This window comes from Poritiphilus flavus (assembly GCF_009901585.1).
Classification (GTDB): Bacteria; Bacteroidota; Bacteroidia; order Flavobacteriales; family Flavobacteriaceae; genus Poritiphilus; species Poritiphilus flavus.
Genome location: NZ_WXYO01000003.1, coordinates 372,167 through 391,358 on the forward strand (window position 1 = coordinate 372,167; position 19,192 = coordinate 391,358).

Annotated in this window: 15 protein-coding genes; 7 read left to right on the forward strand and 8 right to left on the reverse strand. The window is 44.7% G+C overall.

Annotation, left to right across the window (positions count from 1 at the left end):
* Positions 1-177: 177 nt before the first annotated feature.
* Positions 178-2,367, reverse strand: a complete 2,190-nt coding sequence (locus GTQ38_RS08650) for a xanthine dehydrogenase family protein molybdopterin-binding subunit (RefSeq protein ID WP_161435096.1) — start codon at positions 2,365-2,367, stop codon at positions 178-180.
* 13 nt (positions 2,368-2,380) lie between these two features.
* A complete protein-coding gene (locus tag GTQ38_RS08655; RefSeq protein ID WP_161435097.1) occupies positions 2,381-2,848 on the reverse strand; it encodes a (2Fe-2S)-binding protein in 468 nt (155 codons plus the stop codon).
* Positions 2,849-4,177: 1,329 nt separating this feature from the next.
* On the opposite strand from GTQ38_RS08655, the gene GTQ38_RS08660 reads away from it, so the two are divergent.
* The 3 genes from GTQ38_RS08660 (at position 4,178) to GTQ38_RS08670 (ending at position 8,844) form a co-directional block, all read left to right on the forward strand.
* On the forward strand, positions 4,178-6,577 hold the full coding sequence (locus GTQ38_RS08660) for a glycoside hydrolase family 31 protein (RefSeq protein WP_161435098.1): 2,400 nt from the start codon (positions 4,178-4,180) through the stop codon (positions 6,575-6,577).
* Positions 6,578-6,619: 42 nt separating this feature from the next.
* Complete coding sequence (locus GTQ38_RS08665; RefSeq protein ID WP_161435099.1) at positions 6,620-7,435, forward strand: M48 family metallopeptidase; 816 nt, start codon at positions 6,620-6,622, stop codon at positions 7,433-7,435.
* Positions 7,436-7,506: 71 nt separating this feature from the next.
* Positions 7,507-8,844 carry an MFS transporter gene (locus GTQ38_RS08670; RefSeq protein ID WP_161435100.1) on the forward strand — a complete coding sequence of 446 codons (1,338 nt, stop codon included), beginning with the start codon at positions 7,507-7,509 and terminating at the stop codon, positions 8,842-8,844.
* 30 nt (positions 8,845-8,874) lie between these two features.
* On the opposite strand, the gene GTQ38_RS08675 is transcribed toward GTQ38_RS08670, so the two are convergent.
* The 5 genes from GTQ38_RS08675 to GTQ38_RS08695 are packed head-to-tail and all read right to left on the reverse strand — an operon-like array spanning position 8,875 to position 12,539.
* A complete protein-coding gene (locus GTQ38_RS08675) occupies positions 8,875-9,606 on the reverse strand; it encodes a head GIN domain-containing protein (protein ID WP_161435101.1) in 732 nt (243 codons plus the stop codon).
* Between the two features lie 26 nt (positions 9,607-9,632).
* The gene (locus tag GTQ38_RS08680; RefSeq protein WP_161435102.1) at positions 9,633-10,337 is read right to left on the reverse strand and encodes a head GIN domain-containing protein; all 705 of its coding nucleotides are present in this window, start codon (positions 10,335-10,337) and stop codon (positions 9,633-9,635) included.
* A gap of 17 nt (positions 10,338-10,354) precedes the next feature.
* Positions 10,355-11,443, reverse strand: coding sequence for a DUF4097 family beta strand repeat-containing protein (locus GTQ38_RS08685; protein WP_161435204.1), 1,089 nt, complete (start codon positions 11,441-11,443; stop codon positions 10,355-10,357).
* The gene (locus GTQ38_RS08690; protein WP_161435103.1) at positions 11,424-11,984 is read right to left on the reverse strand and encodes a DUF3379 domain-containing protein; all 561 of its coding nucleotides are present in this window, start codon (positions 11,982-11,984) and stop codon (positions 11,424-11,426) included. Before GTQ38_RS08690 ends, GTQ38_RS08685 begins: the two co-directional genes overlap by 20 nt.
* Before the next feature lie 3 nt (positions 11,985-11,987).
* Positions 11,988-12,539: an RNA polymerase sigma factor gene (locus GTQ38_RS08695; protein WP_161435104.1), complete on the reverse strand. Its 552-nt coding sequence runs from the start codon at positions 12,537-12,539 to the stop codon at positions 11,988-11,990.
* A gap of 220 nt (positions 12,540-12,759) precedes the next feature.
* Here GTQ38_RS08695 and lon point away from each other — a divergent pair, with 220 nt between their 5' ends.
* Positions 12,760-15,210, forward strand: a complete 2,451-nt coding sequence (gene lon, locus GTQ38_RS08700) for an endopeptidase La (RefSeq protein ID WP_161435105.1) — start codon at positions 12,760-12,762, stop codon at positions 15,208-15,210.
* 91 nt (positions 15,211-15,301) lie between these two features.
* Complete coding sequence (cmk, locus tag GTQ38_RS08705; RefSeq protein WP_161435106.1) at positions 15,302-16,009, forward strand: (d)CMP kinase; 708 nt, start codon at positions 15,302-15,304, stop codon at positions 16,007-16,009.
* Between the two features lie 34 nt (positions 16,010-16,043).
* On the opposite strand, the gene GTQ38_RS08710 is transcribed toward cmk, so the two are convergent.
* The gene (locus GTQ38_RS08710; protein WP_161435107.1) at positions 16,044-16,424 is read right to left on the reverse strand and encodes a LysM peptidoglycan-binding domain-containing protein; all 381 of its coding nucleotides are present in this window, start codon (positions 16,422-16,424) and stop codon (positions 16,044-16,046) included.
* A gap of 279 nt (positions 16,425-16,703) precedes the next feature.
* Between GTQ38_RS08710 and rpsA the strand changes: the two genes are divergently transcribed.
* Positions 16,704-18,542 carry a 30S ribosomal protein S1 gene (gene rpsA / locus GTQ38_RS08715; RefSeq protein ID WP_161435108.1) on the forward strand — a complete coding sequence of 613 codons (1,839 nt, stop codon included), beginning with the start codon at positions 16,704-16,706 and terminating at the stop codon, positions 18,540-18,542.
* 110 nt (positions 18,543-18,652) lie between these two features.
* A complete protein-coding gene (gene pyrR, locus GTQ38_RS08720; RefSeq protein ID WP_161435109.1) occupies positions 18,653-19,192 on the forward strand; it encodes a bifunctional pyr operon transcriptional regulator/uracil phosphoribosyltransferase PyrR in 540 nt (179 codons plus the stop codon).

Consider the following 19,192-nt stretch of genomic DNA (forward strand, 5'->3'; position numbering starts at 1 on the left):
TAAGGAATTGAATAGTGAACAGTCCTCCTTCGCCATGGCTACGCAGGATGAGATCAGCAGACATTCTGCAGTAAGCGGTGCGCAGTAAACAGTTGTCTTAATTCAACCAGTGACATTTAAAACTCAAAACTTATAAACTTAAACATGTACTTAAACTTAAGTTTACACTTCCACTCCTTAAGCATTCAAAACCTCCAGCACCCGTTCAGGGGTGAAAGGCAGGTGCCTTAACCGTTTGCCGGTAAGTTTTAAAAAGGCGTTGGCTATTGCTCCGGCTACCATAGGTGTGGCCGTTTCACCAACACCCTCTGGAATCTCAGTGGATGGGATAATCGCAGTCTCTATGCTTTCCGGAACATCCTGGAATCGGAGCAGGTTATAATCGTGAAAATTGGACTGTTGTACTCTTCCGTCAACAATGGTAATCTGTTCTTTGAGTACACTACTCATACCCATGATTATTCCACCTTCCATCTGAGCCTTAACATTATCTGGCTGCACCACAACACCAGCGTCCAGAGCTATCCAGAATTTATGCACCTTGATGTTGCCGGTATTTCGGTCTACGGAGATCTCACAGATCCCGGTACCCATAGAGCCGTGTTCCACAAAAGCCACGCCCTTTGCTCTGCCTTCAGCAACCGGGGAGCCCCAGCCGGAGATTTCGGCAGCTTTTTCAAGCGTTGCCAATGCCCTTGGCGATTTTGCCATTAGTTTTCTTCTCAAATCAACCGGGTCAATACTCTGGTCCAGGGCTATTTCATCCAACATGGACTCAATGGCGAATTTGTTAGGGCCATGTCCTACAGACCTCCAATGTTTCAACCTGATCCCATGCGATGTCTCCCGCCATTCCACCAATTGATTGGGAATATCGTAATGGTCATTCCTTGCACCGCTGGTTACCAGTCTACCCCCATCGCCAACTACGCAATGAGAAAAACCGCTGATATTTCCCTGAGCATCCGTACAGGCTTTTAGCCTTTGCAGTGAAAGAGGTCTGAATGTTCCGTAAGAAACATCATCTTCCCTGGTCCATATCAATTTTACGGGTAGCGGTGCCATCTCCTTAGCCAGAATGGCGCATTCATTGACAAAATCGTTCATACTCCTTCGCCCGAAACCTCCACCAAGGTACTGCAGATGAACGTTTACCTGTTCAGGTGGTACACCGACCAGATCCGGCACGCCTAATTTGGTATCCGGTCCTTGCTGACTACCTACCCATACGTCAGCACTTTTCTTATCTTCGGCCACCTGTATGACTGCGTTTAAAGGTTCCATTTGAGCGTGGTAGACATAATCATTCTTAAAGTCAACTTCATAGACTTTAGCCGCTTTTTTCATGGCTTGGCCTACATCGCCCAATTCAACAATGGCATCGCCCTTTTTTCTGCTGTCTGCGATCTGTTTGTATTCTGGATAAATATCCTGGGAATTAAATCCGGAAGCCTGGGCTTCGCTCCAATCTATTTGCAAACTTTTTTTGGCAGCCAAAGCCTCTTCAAGAGTTTTAGCCACTACGCCTATAGCATAGTCAAAGGGAACCAGTTTGAGCACCCCTTCCATTGCGAGGATTTCGTCCTCGTTGGTAAGCGTTGGAGTGGCTGCGTTGAGCTTGCCTCTTTCCAAAACCCCATAAACCATTTGGGGAAGGCGGAGGTCTATGGCAAATTGGGCACTTCCGTCTACTTTGGATGGAATCTCTGTACGAGGTATTTCCCGGCCAACCAATCGGAAATCTTTTTGATCTTTAAAATCCGATTCGCTGAGATCAGGCAGGGTTTCAGGCATACTTAGATAGGGTACCAGGTCCCCATAACTTATTTTTCGATTGCTGTTTTCGTGTATCACAAAGCTATCCTCTGTCCTTAGCTCTTCGATTGGGGTATTCCAATGAGCCGCCGCAGAGCTTAGTAAAACATAGCGTGCCTGGGCGCCAGCCTTCCGCATTACAGGATAGTAACTTTTGGTAGTTCGGCTACCTACGGTAAACATTAATTTGCTACCAGGTGCCCAACCTTCCGAACCGTAGATGTCTGTCTCCTGGGGTGAAAATTCTACCTTAACCTTAGACCAATCCGCGTCCATTTCTTCGGCAAAGACAAGCGGTAGGGAAGTCATGGAACCTTGGCCCATTTCGGCGGCAGGGTTATAAATGGTGATTTCCCCATCCTCCGTAATCTGAACCCAGGCTGTTATTGGGTGTTTTTGGAGCTGTTTTTTAAGGGCATTGCTGTCTTTACAGGAAATTAGATGAGGTAACATTCCGGAAGCGCCAATAAACAATGCCACTCCGCCGGAAGATTTTAGAAATTTCCTTCGGCTCATGCCTTCTACCGGATCTGTTTGGGCTTTATTTTTCATTGGAATCTATGAGCTAGGTGGATTGTGTATTTGCTGCAAGTTCAATAGCCTTAATCACGCGCATGTAAGTGCCGCAACGACAAAGAATACCGTTCATATAGGTCTTTATTTCTTCTGTACTTGGATTTGGATTTTCCTCCAACAAGGCCACTGCCTGCATGATCTGACCGGATTGGCAGTACCCGCACTGCGGTGCCTGCGCTTCAATCCAGGCTTTTTGAACAGTATGGGTTCCGTTCACGGATAATCCTTCAATTGTCCGGATCTTTTGACCGTCACTAACGTTATCTACCTGGAGCATACAGGCTCTCATAGGTCTGTTGTCTACATGGATGGTGCATGCGCCGCATTGCGCGATACCACAGCCGTATTTGGTTCCCGTTAGCCCTAAGTGTTCCCTTAGTACCCAAAGAAGTGAAGTTCCCTCTGCAACTTCAACCTCCTGAGCGGTGTTATTGATATTCAACCTGAATGTTGCCATACCCTAAAGAATTGTTTCCGTTAAGTTACAGAAAAAGAAGATTGAAGGCTACAGGAATTTGAAATATTAGTGGATCTATTGATCAGTAGTCAGTCTCGATAGCTATCGGGAGTGGGCAGTAAACAGTAAGCAGTAAGCAGTGAACAGTGGGCAGTAATCAGTGATCTTCAAATCTTCAAATTGCTACATTTCCACATTTTTTAATTAGTCCCTTTTCCGCTTTTAAAATGCAGTGAAAACAGCTAATTTAAAATTGGGGTGGGGTTTAGCATCCCTGTTTCAGTAAACAGTAATCAGTAATCAGTGAGCAGTTAATTTCACAATTCCTCAATTTTACAATTTCACATTCCCTCATTTTCAAATCTTCAAATTGACAAACCATCAAATCAACAAATCGCCTTTTCTGCTTTTAAATTGCAGTGTCCGGGGTTAATTTAAGATTGGGGTGGGGTTTAGCACCCCTGTTTCAGTAAACAGTAATCAGTGAGCAGTGAACAGTTCTCCCCGGTATAGTTGATGGTTGATAGTTGATTGTTGATAGTCTGTGTACAGTGTAAGATGGATATACGATGTACGATATTAAATACGCAATATAGGCTCTTCAACGTATTTTGCAAATAATTCAAGAATTCGTCTAAACATCCAACCCTCTAACTGTCCATCAATCTAATCGTCCAAAAGTCCAACCATCTAACGATCCAACCGTCCAACCGTCTATCTATCTAATAATCTAACCCTCCGTCCGTCTAATCATCCAACCCTACAATAATCCAACATTCTAACTATCTAACAATCCAACAGTCTAACCATCCATCAGTCTAACTATCTAATAATCCAACTGTCCAACCATCTAACCATCTAACCCTCCATCCATCTAATCGTCCAAAAGTCCAATCATCTAACGATCCAACCGTCTAACTATCTAACCATCCAACAGTCTAACTATCAAATAATCCAACAGTCTAACCATCTAACGATCCAACCGTCTAACTATCTAACAATCCAACAGTCTAACCATCTAACGATCCAACCGTCTAACTATCTAACAATCCAACAGTCTAACCATCTAACGATCCAACCGTCTAACTATCTAACAATCCAACAGTCTAACCAAGTCTAACAAGTCCAGCCATCCAAACATCTATCAATCCAACCCTCTAAACCCTTAATCAGCCAATTTACGCTCAACTACAACGTTGTAGTTCACAAATTGGGGAAAAGATAACTTTCATTTTATTTCCTAAAGTCTTTTTTTTGCCGGTTCGGATGTATCTTTACCCTTTCGCTGTGAGGTCGGGGGTTGCAGCCGAATCTTTCAAAAAAACCACTATGATTACCAACACAGAACTGGAATACAAAGGGAATTTATATCCCAATCAAATAATAGATTTCAAAAAAGATACCGATAAATTTTACTTCACAACACAGAACGGGGTGATCCTGGAACTAACTGTCCTAAGGAACAGTGCTCTGCGCTTTAGATATGCCACAGAACATGTCTTTGAACCCGATTTCTCCTATGCCATCGATAAGAATGCGAGTCGTGGCTATGACAAACTCGAAGTGGAAGAGACCAAAACAGAATATCTGGTCGAAACCTCCAAGCTGAAGGTCCTTGTTGACAAGAAGACCATGAGGATACAGATTTCTGATAGGGACGGTAATATCATTAACGAAGACGAGCTGGGCTTCCATTGGGAAGAAAACTATACCTACGGAGGAAATACCGTCAAAATGAGTAAGATCACCCAAACCGGCGAGAGTTTCTACGGTATGGGCGACAAAGCTACCCATACCAACCTTAAAGGGAAACGGGTTAATAATTGGGTTACAGATCAGTACGCCTACGGAAAAGATCAGGACCCGCTTTACAAAGCAATACCGTTTTATATAGGCCTGCATCATAACAAGGCTTATGGGATCTTTTTCGATAATACTTTCCGATCTTATTTCGACTTCTCCCACGAACGCCGCAATACCACCAGCTTTTGGGCCGATGGAGGGGAGATGAATTACTATTTCTTTTACGGTCCGGATATCGCCAGGGTAGTGCGCTCCTATACCGACCTTACCGGAACCCCGGAACTTCCACCTTTGTGGGCGCTGGGTTATCATCAGTCCAAATGGAGTTACTACCCCGAAAAAAGAGTAAAAGATCTGGCGGCTAAGTTCAGAAAACTCAATATCCCCTGCGATGCGATTTACCTGGACATCGACTATATGGATGGTTTCCGATGTTTTACATGGGATAAGACCAGGTTTCCGGATCCCAAAGCTATGATAGATGAGCTTTACGAGGACGGTTTCAAAACCGTTGTCATGATAGATCCGGGGATTAAGGTGGACAAGGACTACTGGGTGTATCAGGAAGCCCGGGACAAGGACTATTTCTGCAAAAGAGCGGATGGACCCTACCTGAGGGGTAAGGTATGGCCGGGCGACTGTAATTTCCCTGATTTCACCAACCCTGAAGTACGGGAATGGTGGGCAGAACTGTACAAGGGATTGATCGTTGAGGATGGCGTACATGCGGTTTGGAACGATATGAATGAACCCGCGGTAATGGAGGTTCCTACTAAAACAGCCCCCCTGGATGTAAGGCATGATTATGACGGACATCCCTGCAGCCACAGAAAAGCTCACAATGTTTACGGAATGCAAATGGTTCGGGCCACTTACGAAGGAGTAAAGAAATATGTTTACCCCAAGAGGCCATTTGTTATTACCAGAGCGGCCTATGCCGGAGCCCAGCGCTTTTCCTCTACCTGGACGGGGGACAATGTGGCTACCTGGGAACACCTCTGGATCGCCAATGTACAGGTACAGCGCATGTGTATGAGCGGAATGTCCTTTGTAGGATCCGATATTGGAGGATTTGCAGAGCAACCAAGCGGTGAGCTTTTTGCACGTTGGATACAACTTGGGGTTTTCCACCCTTTCTGCCGAGTGCATTCCAGTGGAGACCACGGCGACCAGGAACCCTGGTCCTTTGATACGGAAGTAACCAACATCGTCCGCAAATTCATCGAGATCCGATACCAGTTGCTTCCTTACCTCTACACCATGTTCTGGAAGTATGTGAAAGAGAGGATGCCAATGCTTAAATCTCTGGTATATTTTGACCAGGAAGACCAGCAGACGCATTTCCGGACGGATGAGTTCATATTCGGGGAGCACATACTGGTGTGTCCAATTCAGGAACCTAACGCCAAGGGAAGAAGGATGTACATCCCACGTGGAAAATGGCATAACTTTTGGACTGGTGAGGTCGTAGAAGGAGGTATGGAGAAATGGGTGGTAGCGGATATTGACAAGATCCCACTCTTCATCAAAGAAGGTGCCATTATACCTAAGTATCCGGTACAGCAATATGTGGGAGAAAAGCAAATAGACCAACTTACACTGGATGTGTATTACAAAAGTGGAGTGGAAAATTCGACAGTCTATGAGGATGCCGAGGAGGGTTATGATTATACCAAAGGAAGGTACAGCGTAAGGAATTTCAAACTGAACGGAAAAGACAAGGAGCTGATCGTTCAGCAATTCAAAGACGGGACCTATATTACCTCGTATGAGACCTTTAAGATCAACCTCATTGGACTACCGTTTAAAATAGCTTCCATCGAAGTTGACAATGAACCGGTTTCCTTAAAAGAAGTGCGATTAAACGGGAATAATTCCATTGAGATCAGCAAAAATTTTACCGAATTGCACATTACCGGAAAGTGATTTTTTGTACTTTTCTAAGTAGAAAACACTAACATAAATAAAATGAATAAACAGAAAATCATACTGACAGTGGTGGTCTTCCTGGCCGTCGCTGCCTGTAAAACAAATCCGTTTACGGGGAAAAGTACGCTTAACTTTTACCCCAACAGCCAGATTTTCCCGACGGCTTTTGCTCAGTACGATCAGTTCCTGGGCGAAAATAAGGTGGTTGAGGGAACTACGGAGGCCAAAATGATCGAAAAAGTCGGGCAACGTATTGCCTCTGCCGCGGAACGCTGGCTAACGGCCAATGGATATCCGGGTTATCTGAAGGATTACAGATGGGAATACAATCTGGTTGAAGACAAGACGGTCAACGCTTGGTGTATGCCCGGTGGCAAGATCGTATTCTACACCGGTATTCTTCCCATTTGCCAGGGAGAGACCGGAGTAGCTGTGGTTATGGGGCACGAGGTAGCCCATGCCCTGGCAGATCACGGCGCACAACGAATGAGTGCCGGCACCTTACAACAATTGGGTGCTGTGGCGGGAAATGTAGCCATACAGGATCCTGAGAAACGAAATATGTTTAATCAAGCCTATGGTATCGGGACTACGGTAGGAGGGATGTTGCCTTTTAGCCGAAGCCATGAGACTGAGGCAGACAGAATAGGGCTGCAGATTATGGCCATTGCAGGTTATAACCCCTACGAAGCCGCGGAATTGTGGAAGCGGATGAAAGCCAAGGCAGGAGGACAGGCGCCACCGGAATTCCTAAGTACGCACCCATCTAATGACACCAGGATCGCGAATTTAACGAATTGGGCTCCTTTGGCGGAAGCAGAAGCCAGGAAATTTGGGGTTTCCTCATTTCAATAGACACTGCTTTGAACAAGGCAAACCAAAAACACTTAACAAAGTCATTCCTTTAAGGGATGGCTTTTTTATAAATGAGCAGAACACTAGCGGTTAAGGGAAGTAAGAAACTATTGAATGCCTGGGCCTTCTATGACTGGGCAAACTCAGTTTACAGCCTGGTGATCTCATCCGCCATCTTTCCCATTTTCTACGGAGCGCTTTTTAGGGTGGCCGGTATCGAAAAAGTAACGGTTTTCGGAGGCGAAATCGCCAGGGCGCCACTGATAAGTTATGTTACGTCCGCAGCTTTTGTGTTTATAGCATTGGTAATGCCATTGATTTCAGGGATTGCGGATTTCATTGGCAACAAACGGATGTTTATGAAGTTCTTCTGCTATCTGGGAGGACTTTCCTGCATCGGCCTTTACTGGTTCTCCCTGGATAATATCTATTTTGGTTTGCTGTGTTATTTCTTTGGCCTGGTAGGCTTTTGGATGAGTTTCGCTGTGAACAATTCATACCTGCCGGACATCGCCTTTCCTGAACAGCAAGACCGGGTAAGCGCGAAAGGATTTTCTTTGGGTTACCTCGGCAGCGTGATCTTGTTACTCGTGAACCTCGCCATGGTCATGAAACCTGATCTGTTTGGTATAACCTCGGACGGAGGTGAGGCTGCGGAGATCAAGGCTATGAAGTACTCCTTTATCTCCGTGGGAGTCTGGTGGATACTTTTCAGCCAGTATACCTTTTACTACTTGCCTAAAGGATTTAAGAAAGAAGGAGAGCGAAAGAACATCATCCTTAATGGCTTCAGGGAACTACAGGCCGTATGGAAGCAATTAGGTAATGAAAAAAGACTGAAGCGATACCTGGTAGCCTTCTTTGTTTACAGCATGGCTGTACAAACCGTAATGCTGATCGCCACCTATTTTGGTGAAGAAGAGATCAATTGGGGATCGGACAGTGAGCGGACTACAGGACTAATCGTAAGCATATTGGTCATCCAGATCGTCGCTATCTTAGGGGCCACTATCACTGCCATGGCCTCCAAGGCATTTGGAAATATCCGCACATTGGTAATCATAAATCTGCTCTGGTTGTTTATTTGTATCTATGCCTATTTCCTGATCAGTCCAATGGATTTCTATGTCGCTGCAGGCTGTGTCGGCCTGGTAATGGGTGGAATACAGGCCTTGTCCAGATCTACCTATTCCAAATTCCTTCCGGAGACCACTGATACTACCTCCTTTTTTAGCTTTTACGATGTGGCGGAGAAGATCGGGATTATCATAGGTACTTTTTTATACGGCTTTGTAGCCCAGTTTACCGGAAGTATGCGTAATGCCACTATCTTTCTGGGGCTGTTCTTCCTCATTGGGATGTTGCTCTTGCTTAGGGTAAAAGAAAAGGCCCCTGGATCAGAGGCCTAATTACTATTCGTTTTTTGATTGATTTTGATGTTATCCCTTGCTGATATCTCCGGATCCTGATGTCTTGGTATCTACCTTGGCAGGATTCCCGCGATAGTGAATATCTCCGGAACCTGATACCCGGGCTTTGAGCATTTCCTTGGCCGTAACCTTGATATCCGCTGAACCTGAAACGGTTGCATCTACTACATCTGCTTCCAATTCGTAGGCACGGATATCCCCGGAACCTGAAATGGACACTTCAAAGTTACCGGTCTGTCCGCTGAGGTTGATATCTCCGGAACCGGACATCGAAGCTTCAAGGGTGTTGGCCTCAATCTGAAGGGTGATATCTCCCGAACCAGACATGCTGGTCTTGAAATCATCTGCCTTTAAAGTGGTTTTTCCCACAATATCCCCGGAACCTGAAAGCGATACCGCATTGATATCTTCAACAGGAACAGTAATATATATCCCACCGTCTTTTTTCCATGAAGATGGCTGAAGGTTTACCCCTTTTCTGGTTTTGATGACCAGTTTGCCATTTTGTACTTCGGTTTTGATATATTCCAGGAGATTTTCTTCTCCGCGAAGGGTGAGTTCTCCCTCTTTGCCTTCAACCAGGTCCACATCGAACCATCCGGCTACCGCCACAGCGTCGTAATCGCCTACGGAACGTTCAATGGTGGTCATGTTCCCATTTCCTTTTACTCTTTTGCCCCATTGGGCATTGGTAGCGGCGATCATGCCAAATACCAGGGTTAGTGTCATAATTTTTTTCATGATAGCTGATTTTATTAGTTATTGTATTACATATTAACTTTCCCCTTGGAAACTGAACCGGAACCGGATATCTTGCTGTCTATTTTGTCTGGTGACCCGATATAGTTCACATCTCCTGAGCCGGATATCCGTGCCCATATTTTCTCGTTTGCCTTTACGTTTACATCGGCAGACCCGCTGATGGAGGCTGCTACGTAATCCGCTTCCAGTCCAAATGCCTTAACATCTCCGGAACCGGAAACCTCTATGTCAAGATCTTTGGTTTTACCCCTAAGGACAATATCTCCGGAACCTGAGATCCCTGTATTCACTTTTTCGGCTACTACATCCAGTTCTATTTTCCCGGAACCCGAAAGCTTGGTGGAGAATCGATTGGCATTCAGTTCTTCTTCACCGATAACAGATCCTGAACCCGAGAGATACACCGCACTGATGTCTTCAACAGGCACCGTGATATTGATCTTCGAGAAGGAATAAAAAGGATTGATATTGTATCGCTTGGACCATTCTATTTTCAAACGCCCGTCCCTCACCTCAGTATCTATATACTTCAGCTGACTCGCTTTACCTTCCAGCGTGATCTCGCCTTCGGAACCATCAACCAGGGTTACATCGAACCACCCGGATACTGAGACTTCATCGTATTCGCCCACGTTTCTGCGTTCCACGTTTTGGGCTAGCGCACTGCCTAAAAAGGTAACTAATAATATGAAGAGTAGTAATTTTTTCATTTTGGCTGGTTTGCTGTTTAGTTTTTAGTAAATGATACACTTCCGTAATCGCTGGTGATGTAAACCGTTTTACCGCTATTATCCCGTCCGTAATATCCTTTGTAATAGCGCTCATTAGAACGTTCTTTACTGATATTGATCTCGAAATCCTCTTTCCCGCTTACACCGGCGTATTCTGTAGTGATCTCAAAATTGAAATGGTATTCCGGATGATAGCCTATTTTAATGCCGGTATAATCTGTCCTCACATTGATGTTTCCCGCGTCCTGGGCCATGTTTCGTATACGAAGGCCTCCGTAGTCGGCACTGACATCCACATTGCCGTGTACTGTACCCAATTTAACATTGATATAGTCTCCGCTACCCGATACATTGTTTACTTCTCCTATTTCCATATTTCCGTAGTCTGCGGAATATTGGAGGTCTTCCATCTGTTCAATGGTAGAATTGGTGTAGTCTGCACTTACAACCAGATTTCCGGCCTTTTCAATGGTAAATCCTGAGTAGTCCGCGGAGATCTTTCCGCTGTTGATATATCCTATAGTAGACTTTGAGGTGTAATCAAAACTCAGTTGGTTATTCCTGCCCCGCAGTTCGCCAATATCCAACCTGCCGTAGTCACAGCTGATCTTTGCATGCCCGTCTACGCGATCGAGATTGATGTTGCCGTAATCGTTGCTGAGATGAACGCTGTTCTTTACAGGAAGTTTCACGGTGTAGTTGATCTGCATATTTACATTGCTGTTCTTGCTCCACCAGCCCCAGCGGCTATTGTCTTTGTTAAAAACGGTTTTGGCGGATACCATACTACTACTGGCATCAAAATCCACATCGATCTGATCTAGCTTCCGCTGCACCTTTTCCTCGTTATTACCATTGGTTTTGATGTGCACCTCTATGACTACCTTGTTTTCATTCCAGGAAGTCAGGTTCAGGTTTCCGTAGCTGTTGTTGATTTTCAACAGCGCGTCGGAATTCACATCGTATTCCTTCTTAATGGTCTTCTCCTTGGTATATCGTCCCTTTAACTTCCCGTGATTGGCCAGCAACAGTGCAGGGCACAGGAAAAAGGCGATTAGGGTATATTTAAATAGTATAGTTCTCATCATCGTCGAGTTTTAAATTCTTTATGGTATCTATTTTGTTCATGACCTCTTGTAGCAGGTCTATTCTGGTTTGGAAATTGGTGATCATGGCACTCAGGATAAGCTTACTATTACCTCCGTTGAGGATCTCCTGCTCCAAAACTTTGTAATCTTCTTCAAGCTTCTGGAGCTGTATCATGGTATCGTCAATCAGCTTTTTGGTTTCCGGGCTGCTTTCGCTTTCCAGGACCTTCACCTGCTCTTCGATAAGACTGGCAAAATAGAACTGGGTTTGCGAAACCTCAGGCGAGATCTCTGCCAACTGCTCCTCTAGACTGGGACTACTGTTGAAATAAGTAATACCCAGGACACATAATAAAGCGAATGAGGCTGCGATTGATAGTGGTCTCCACCAGGATGTCTTCTTTTTCTGTAGGCTTACCACCCCCTGGCTGGAACTCAGTTTATCAAGGAACCGATCCCTGTGCCCGCTGGCGGGTTCCTCCACATCAAAGCTTCCCTGCAGCTTTTTGAATAATTCGTCTAATTGTTCTTCCTTCATAACTTAAGCGTTAATCAATTTTTTACGCAAGCTTTCTTTAGCTCTGGAAATCGTTGTTCTGCAATTCGCATAACTGATATCCATTATCTGACTGATCTCTTCGTAATCGTATCCTTCGATTAAATGTAAGGTCAAAGAAACTCTGTAATTGTCTTTTAACAGCTTCATGGCTTCCAGTACTTTTTGAGCCTTTAGTTCTGTCACTCCATGATCTGGATCAACTCCATCATTATCTTCGACCTTGTACATTATGTCATCCAAAGCAACTTCGTTCTTCTTTTGTTGCTTTCGGTAGTGATAAATGCTGTTGTTTATCACTATGCGCTTCAACCATGCCCCGAATGTTACATCTCCCTTAAAAGTGTGCAGTTTCGTAAACGCATTCAAAAACGATTCCTGCATGACATCTTCAGCTTCCGCACTGTCCTTTACAATTCTTACTGCGGTGTTGTACATCGCTTTGTAGTAACGGTTGTAAATCTCCAGTTGTGCGCTCTGCTTACCTTCTAAACAAGATTGCAACAAGGCATCTGTATGTTCAATATGTTGGCTCAAAAAGTGAATGGTTTGTCTTAGAGATGAGGGAATTTAACGATTGTTACAGTTTTGAAGAAAATTATTGAAGCTCTTGGCATAACAATTGTGCTTAAAAGGATGAAGCCTGAAACATAGAATGTACTTATTAGCTGTTAATCAGGCACTTGAATTAGTATTAGTTGAATTATTTATTGCAGAATGCGGTCGTTAAATGACATTATGACCGATTAATGAGGATATGGGAGATTCAAAGTTTATAAGTTTTGACAATATGTCGCTTCAGAGTATAGATGAGGATTCGGAATTAATACCCTTACTCACGCCTGAGGACGAAGAAGAAATGAATAGGGAGAACCTTCCCGAAACACTACCAATTTTGCCTTTACGCAATACGGTATTGTTCCCGGGAGTGGTCATTCCCATTACCGCCGGAAGGGATAAATCCATCAACCTGATCAGGGATGCCAATAATGGTTCCAAGGTAATTGGAGTGGTCTCGCAGAAGGATGAGGAGGTGGAAAACCCCGGAATTAAAGATATTAACGCCCTGGGTACTGTAGCCCGTATCCTGAGGGTGCTGCAGATGCCGGATGGTAATACCACGGTCATTATACAGGGTAAGAAGCGATTCGAGATCACTGAAATACTCACCGAAAAACCCTATCTGAACGCTACGGTGCGTGAGGCAGGAAGGGATCATACCGATCAGGAGACCGAAGAATTCCGTGCGATCATTGATTCACTCAAGGAACTGGCATTGAGGATCATCAAGGATAATCCTAACATTCCCAGTGAGGCTTCTTTTGCCATTAAGAATATTCAAAGTAATTCCTTCCTGATAAACTTTGTCTGTTCTAACCTCAATCTAAGTGTTACTGAAAAACAGACCCTACTGGAGATCACAAGTCTCAAAGACAGGGCTCTGGCTACTCTGAAACACATGAATGTAGAGCTGCAAAAACTGGAACTGAAAAACGTCATCCAGTCTAAAGTCCGCAGTGATATGGACCAGCAGCAACGCGAGTATTTCCTGCATCAGCAGATGAAGACCATTCAGGAAGAATTAGGTGGTGTTTCCTATGACGAAGAGATCCAGGAAATGCGGATCAAGGCCAAAAAGAAGAAATGGGACGCCAAAGTAAAAGATCACTTTGAAAAAGAACTGGCCAAGATGCAACGTATGAATCCGCAGGTGGCGGAATACTCCATACAACGAAATTATCTTGACTTATTCGTGGAATTGCCATGGAATCATTTTTCTAAAGATAAATTCGATCTGAAAAGAGCGCAGCGCATCCTGGACCGTGACCATTACGGTCTGGAGGATGTCAAAAGAAGGATCATTGAATACCTGGCTGTTTTAAAGCTGAGGAACGATATGAAATCTCCCATACTCTGCCTTTACGGCCCTCCAGGAGTGGGGAAGACTTCCCTTGGTAAATCTGTTGCTGAAGCTTTGGGCAGGGAATACGTTCGGATGTCGCTGGGTGGACTTCGGGATGAAGCCGAAATACGCGGGCACCGTAAGACCTATATTGGAGCCATGCCCGGTAGGATCGTTCAAAGTATTAAAAAAGCTGGCACCTCTAATCCGGTGTTTATTCTGGATGAGATAGATAAGCTTTCCCATAGCCATCAGGGAGATCCTTCCTCGGCCATGCTGGAGGTGCTCGACCCGGAACAGAACAGTGAGTTCTACGATAATTTCCTGGAGATGGGTTACGACCTTTCCAAGGTCATGTTCATTGCTACGGCCAATAACCTTGGAAGCATTCAACCCGCATTGCGAGACCGGATGGAGATCATCAACGTTACCGGCTATACTATTGAAGAAAAGGTAGAGATCGCGAAAAGACATTTACTGCCAAAGCAATTGAAAGAGCACGGCTTAACCTCAAAGGACCTGAAGATCGGGAAACGACAAATGGAAAAGATCGTGGAAGGTTATACCAGAGAATCCGGGGTCCGGGGATTGGAGAAACAGATCGCCAAAATGGTACGCTATGCGGCGAAGTCCATCGCTATAGAGGAGGCCTATAATATTTCGGTTTCCAATGAAGATATAGAAAAAGTGCTGGGTCCTGCCCGGTTAGAGCGGGATAAATACGAAAACAACGACGTGGCAGGAGTAGTTACCGGCCTGGCCTGGACAAGTGTTGGGGGCGATATACTATTTATAGAATCCATACTATCCAGAGGTAAGGGCAACCTGAATATTACCGGGAACCTCGGTAAAGTAATGAAAGAGTCTGCCACCATCGCCATGGAATACATCAAATCCAACGCGGAAAGCTTTGGCATAGATCCTGAAGTCTTTGATAAATACAACGTGCATATTCACGTTCCGGAAGGAGCCACACCCAAGGACGGCCCTAGTGCCGGGATTACCATGCTAACTTCTTTGGTGTCCCTTTTTGCCCAGAAGAAGGTCAAAAAGAGCCTTGCAATGACAGGAGAGATCACCCTGAGGGGCAAAGTACTTCCGGTTGGAGGTATTAAGGAGAAGATCCTTGCGGCCAAAAGGGCCAGGATCAAAGAGATCATCCTTTGTGAAGACAACCGTAAGGACGTTACGGAGATCAAGGAGGAATACCTCAAGGGATTGACATTCCACTACGTTACGGACATGAGTGAGGTTATAGATCTGGCCATAACAAATCAAAAGGTAAAGAATGCAAAAAAGCTCTGATTCAGGAGTTTGGAGTTTTCAGATTCAGGTTGTTTTGGGATTAAAAACCTTGGCTCATCGTAAAATCTTCATTTCTCCCTATTTTTGACGCATGGAAAAAATAACCATAGCCATAGACGGGTACTCTTCAACCGGTAAAAGTACCCTGGCCAAACAATTGGCAAAAGCATTGGGCTATGTTTATGTGGATAGCGGAGCCATGTATAGAGCAGTAACCCTGTTCGCTCTTAGAAATGGTTGGTTTGGGAATGTGGAGGAAGATATCCCGGCCCTTATCCAGGCGCTTCCTGAGGTTGAACTGGAATTCAGGTATAATGATTCCCTTGGGTTCTCCGAAATTTTTCTCAACGGTGAGAATGTGGAAAAACAGATCAGGACATTGGAAGTGTCCGGCTATGTAAGCCCGGTCTCTGCAATTCCGGAAGTACGGCACAAACTGGTTGCCATACAGCAAAAGATGGGTGAAAATAAAGGGGTGGTAATGGATGGCAGGGATATAGGCACCGTCGTCTTTCCGAATGCTGAACTCAAATTGTTTATGACAGCCAGCCCGGAGATCAGGGCTCAAAGACGATATAAGGAATTACTGGAACGGGGAGAGGAAGTGCGTTTTGAAGACGTTCTGGCCAATGTTCGGGAAAGGGATTACCTGGATTCCCACCGGGAGATATCCCCACTAAAAAAAGCGGAGGACGCCGTGGAGTTCGACAATGGGGATATGGGGTTGGAAGAGCAGTTTGAACGTATCCATGACTACAGTTTACGTGTGATAGCCGCCAGCAAAGAAAAAGGGCGTTAAAAACGCCCTTGCAACTTCTCAAGATCTTAAGAACCTATAAATTAGGAATTACGAGTACCTGATCCGGGTGAATGAGATCCGGGTTGTTCAGGATATTGGTATTGGCAGAAAAGATCTGCTGGTATTTCATCGCATCACCGTAATAGTGTTTTGCTATTTTGCTTAGGGACTCCCCACTTTTTACTACATGTCTGTGGTAGATGGAATCGTCCCCAACGGTTATATTAGCCTTGATATCTGAAGGGCTTTCGCCACCGATCTCCTTGATTTTGTCCCAAAGTAGATCTTTCTCATAAGGGGTTCCGGCTTCTCCTTTAACTTTAAGGACTCCTTCTTCTTCCCTTACATCGCCATCCTTAATGCCCAGTTGAGCTCCCAGATCCAGAACAGCTTGGTATTTTGCTTTTACACTCATGTTTAGTTTACTTTTTTAACGGTTAATATTTAGTAAAAAATTGATGGAAGTAATATACAAATTCTCAGAAAATTACGTCCTAAAATCGGTAAAATACTACCGGAGGTATAAAGCTTCTGATCCAGGGGTTGTTAAAACCAGTATTTAGTTGTATTTTTGCACTCCTTTTTTAACAAACAGTCAAGAGGAAAAGGAACGGAAAAATTTAGTCTAATAATATCTTCTGTAGTTATTGTTTAACTCTTGTAACACTGCGGAATACAAATTTTAACTCAGCATATGGCTGAAGAAAAAGCAACAGCTGCGGCAGAAGAAACTGCCAAGGTAGAACAAGAAGTAAAAGAAGCGGCTCCCAAACAGGATCCCCAGGAATTTCTCAAGAACTTCGACTGGAACAAGTACGAGGAAGGCATAGAGAAAGTAGAGGATTCAAAATTAGAGGAGTTTGAAAAATTAGTGGCCGAGAATTTTGTGGATACGGCAGACGAGGAAGTGGTAGAAGGAACCGTAACTCACCTGACAGATCGCGAGGCCATTATCGATATCAACGCAAAATCAGAAGGGGTTATCTCCCTGAATGAATTCAGGTACAACCCTGACCTCAAAGTAGGTGACAAAGTAGAAGTGCTGATCGATATCCGCGAGGATAAGAGTGGTCAGCTGGTGCTTTCCCATAGAAAGGCCAGAACAATTATGGCCTGGGACCGTGTTAACGCGGCTCACGACAAGGAAGAGATCGTAACCGGTTTCGTAAAGTGCAGGACCAAAGGAGGTATGATCGTAGATGTTTTCGGGATCGAGGCCTTCCTTCCCGGTTCACAGATCGATGTTAAGCCTATCAGGGATTACGATCAGTACGTAGGAAAGAATATGGAATTCAAGGTGGTTAAGATCAACCATGAGTTCAAAAACGTAGTTGTTTCTCACAAGGCGCTTATCGAAGCGGATATTGAAGAGCAGAAGAAAGAGATCATCGGTCAACTTGAAAAAGGTCAGGTACTGGAAGGTGTGGTTAAAAACATTACCTCTTACGGTGTCTTTATTGATCTTGGAGGTGTAGACGGACTGGTTCACATTACTGATCTTTCCTGGAGCAGGATCAACCACCCTAACGAAGTGGTAGAGCTGGATCAGAAACTAAATGTTGTGATCCTGGATTTTGACGATAACAAGTCCCGAATTCAATTGGGTCTTAAACAATTGGAAAAACACCCATGGGATGCCCTTGGGGATGAGATCAAAATCGGTGATAAGGTTAAAGGAAAAGTTGTCGTTATTGCAGACTACGGTGCCTTTCTTGAAGTTGCCGAAGGTGTGGAAGGACTTATCCACGTTTCAGAGATGTCATGGTCTACACATTTGAGGTCTGCACAGGACTTCGTAAAAGTAGGAGACGAACTGGAAGCGGTAGTACTTACCCTGGACAGGGAAGACCGAAAAATGTCTCTGGGTATCAAGCAGCTTACGCCAGACCCATGGACAGATATTACCACTAAGTACCCTGTGGGCTCAAGACACAAAGGTATTGTCAGAAACTTTACCAACTTTGGTGTCTTTGTAGAACTGGAAGAAGGGATAGACGGCCTGATCTACATTTCAGACCTTTCCTGGACCAAGAAGATCAAACATCCATCAGAGTTCGTAACTGTTGGTGATACGCTAGAGGTTGAGGTTCTGGAGTTAGATGTAGAAGGACGTAAACTTAGCCTTGGACACAAGCAGACCACAGAGAATCCCTGGGATAAGTACGAGAAGCAGTTCGCACTGGACAGCATTCACGACGCTTCCATCACAGAGATCGTGGACAAAGGGGCCATCATCAGCTTTAACGATGATATCACCGCTTTTGTACCACAACGTCATATGGAGAAGGAAGACGGGAAGAAGCTGACCAGAGGCGAAGAGGCGCAGTTCAAGATCATTGAATTCAACAAAGAATTCAAGCGGGTGGTGGCTAGCCACACTGCGATCTTCCGTGAGGAGGAGCAGCGCAATGTACGTGCAGCCAAGAAAAAGGCCGCTGCTGCTGCCGAAGAAGCGAAGCCCACACTTGGAGATGCGAATGAGCAACTTCAGGCTTTGAAAGATAAAATGGAAGCTGATAAGAAGAAAAAATAAGTTTCTGTTTTCAGAATTAGGAAGCCCTGACCTTGTGTCGGGGCTTTTTTTGTTCCCTTTTGCATAGAAATCCCTATTTTTGCGTCACTAAAGAGTTGGTCAAGGAGCCCATGAGTCAAAAAGTACTGCTTTCCTCTAAAGAAATACACATCATACTTCACCGATTGGCCTGTCAACTATTAGAAAATCATTTGGATTTTAAGCACACCGTGCTGGTTGGGATTCAGCCGAGAGGCACATTTCTGGCCCAAAGACTTACAAAGATTCTCAAAGAAGAGTACGGAGTAAAACGTATTGATCTAGGTTTTCTGGACATTACCTTTTATAGGGATGATTTCAGAAGAGGAGATAAAACCCTTGAAGCGAGCAGTACGGAAATTAACTTCCTGGTAGAGGGAAAAAAGGTTGTTTTTATTGATGATGTGCTTTATACCGGCCGTAGCATAAGGGCCGCGCTTACAGCTATACAGTCTTTCGGCAGGCCCAGTGAAATAGAATTACTTACCCTGATAGACCGGAGGTTCAGCAGGCACTTGCCAATACAACCGAATTATAGAGGCAGGCAGGTTGACGCGATCAATGAGGAAAAGGTTAAAGTAATGTGGGAAGAAAATGACGGCAAAGACGTGATTTATTTGATTAATAAATAG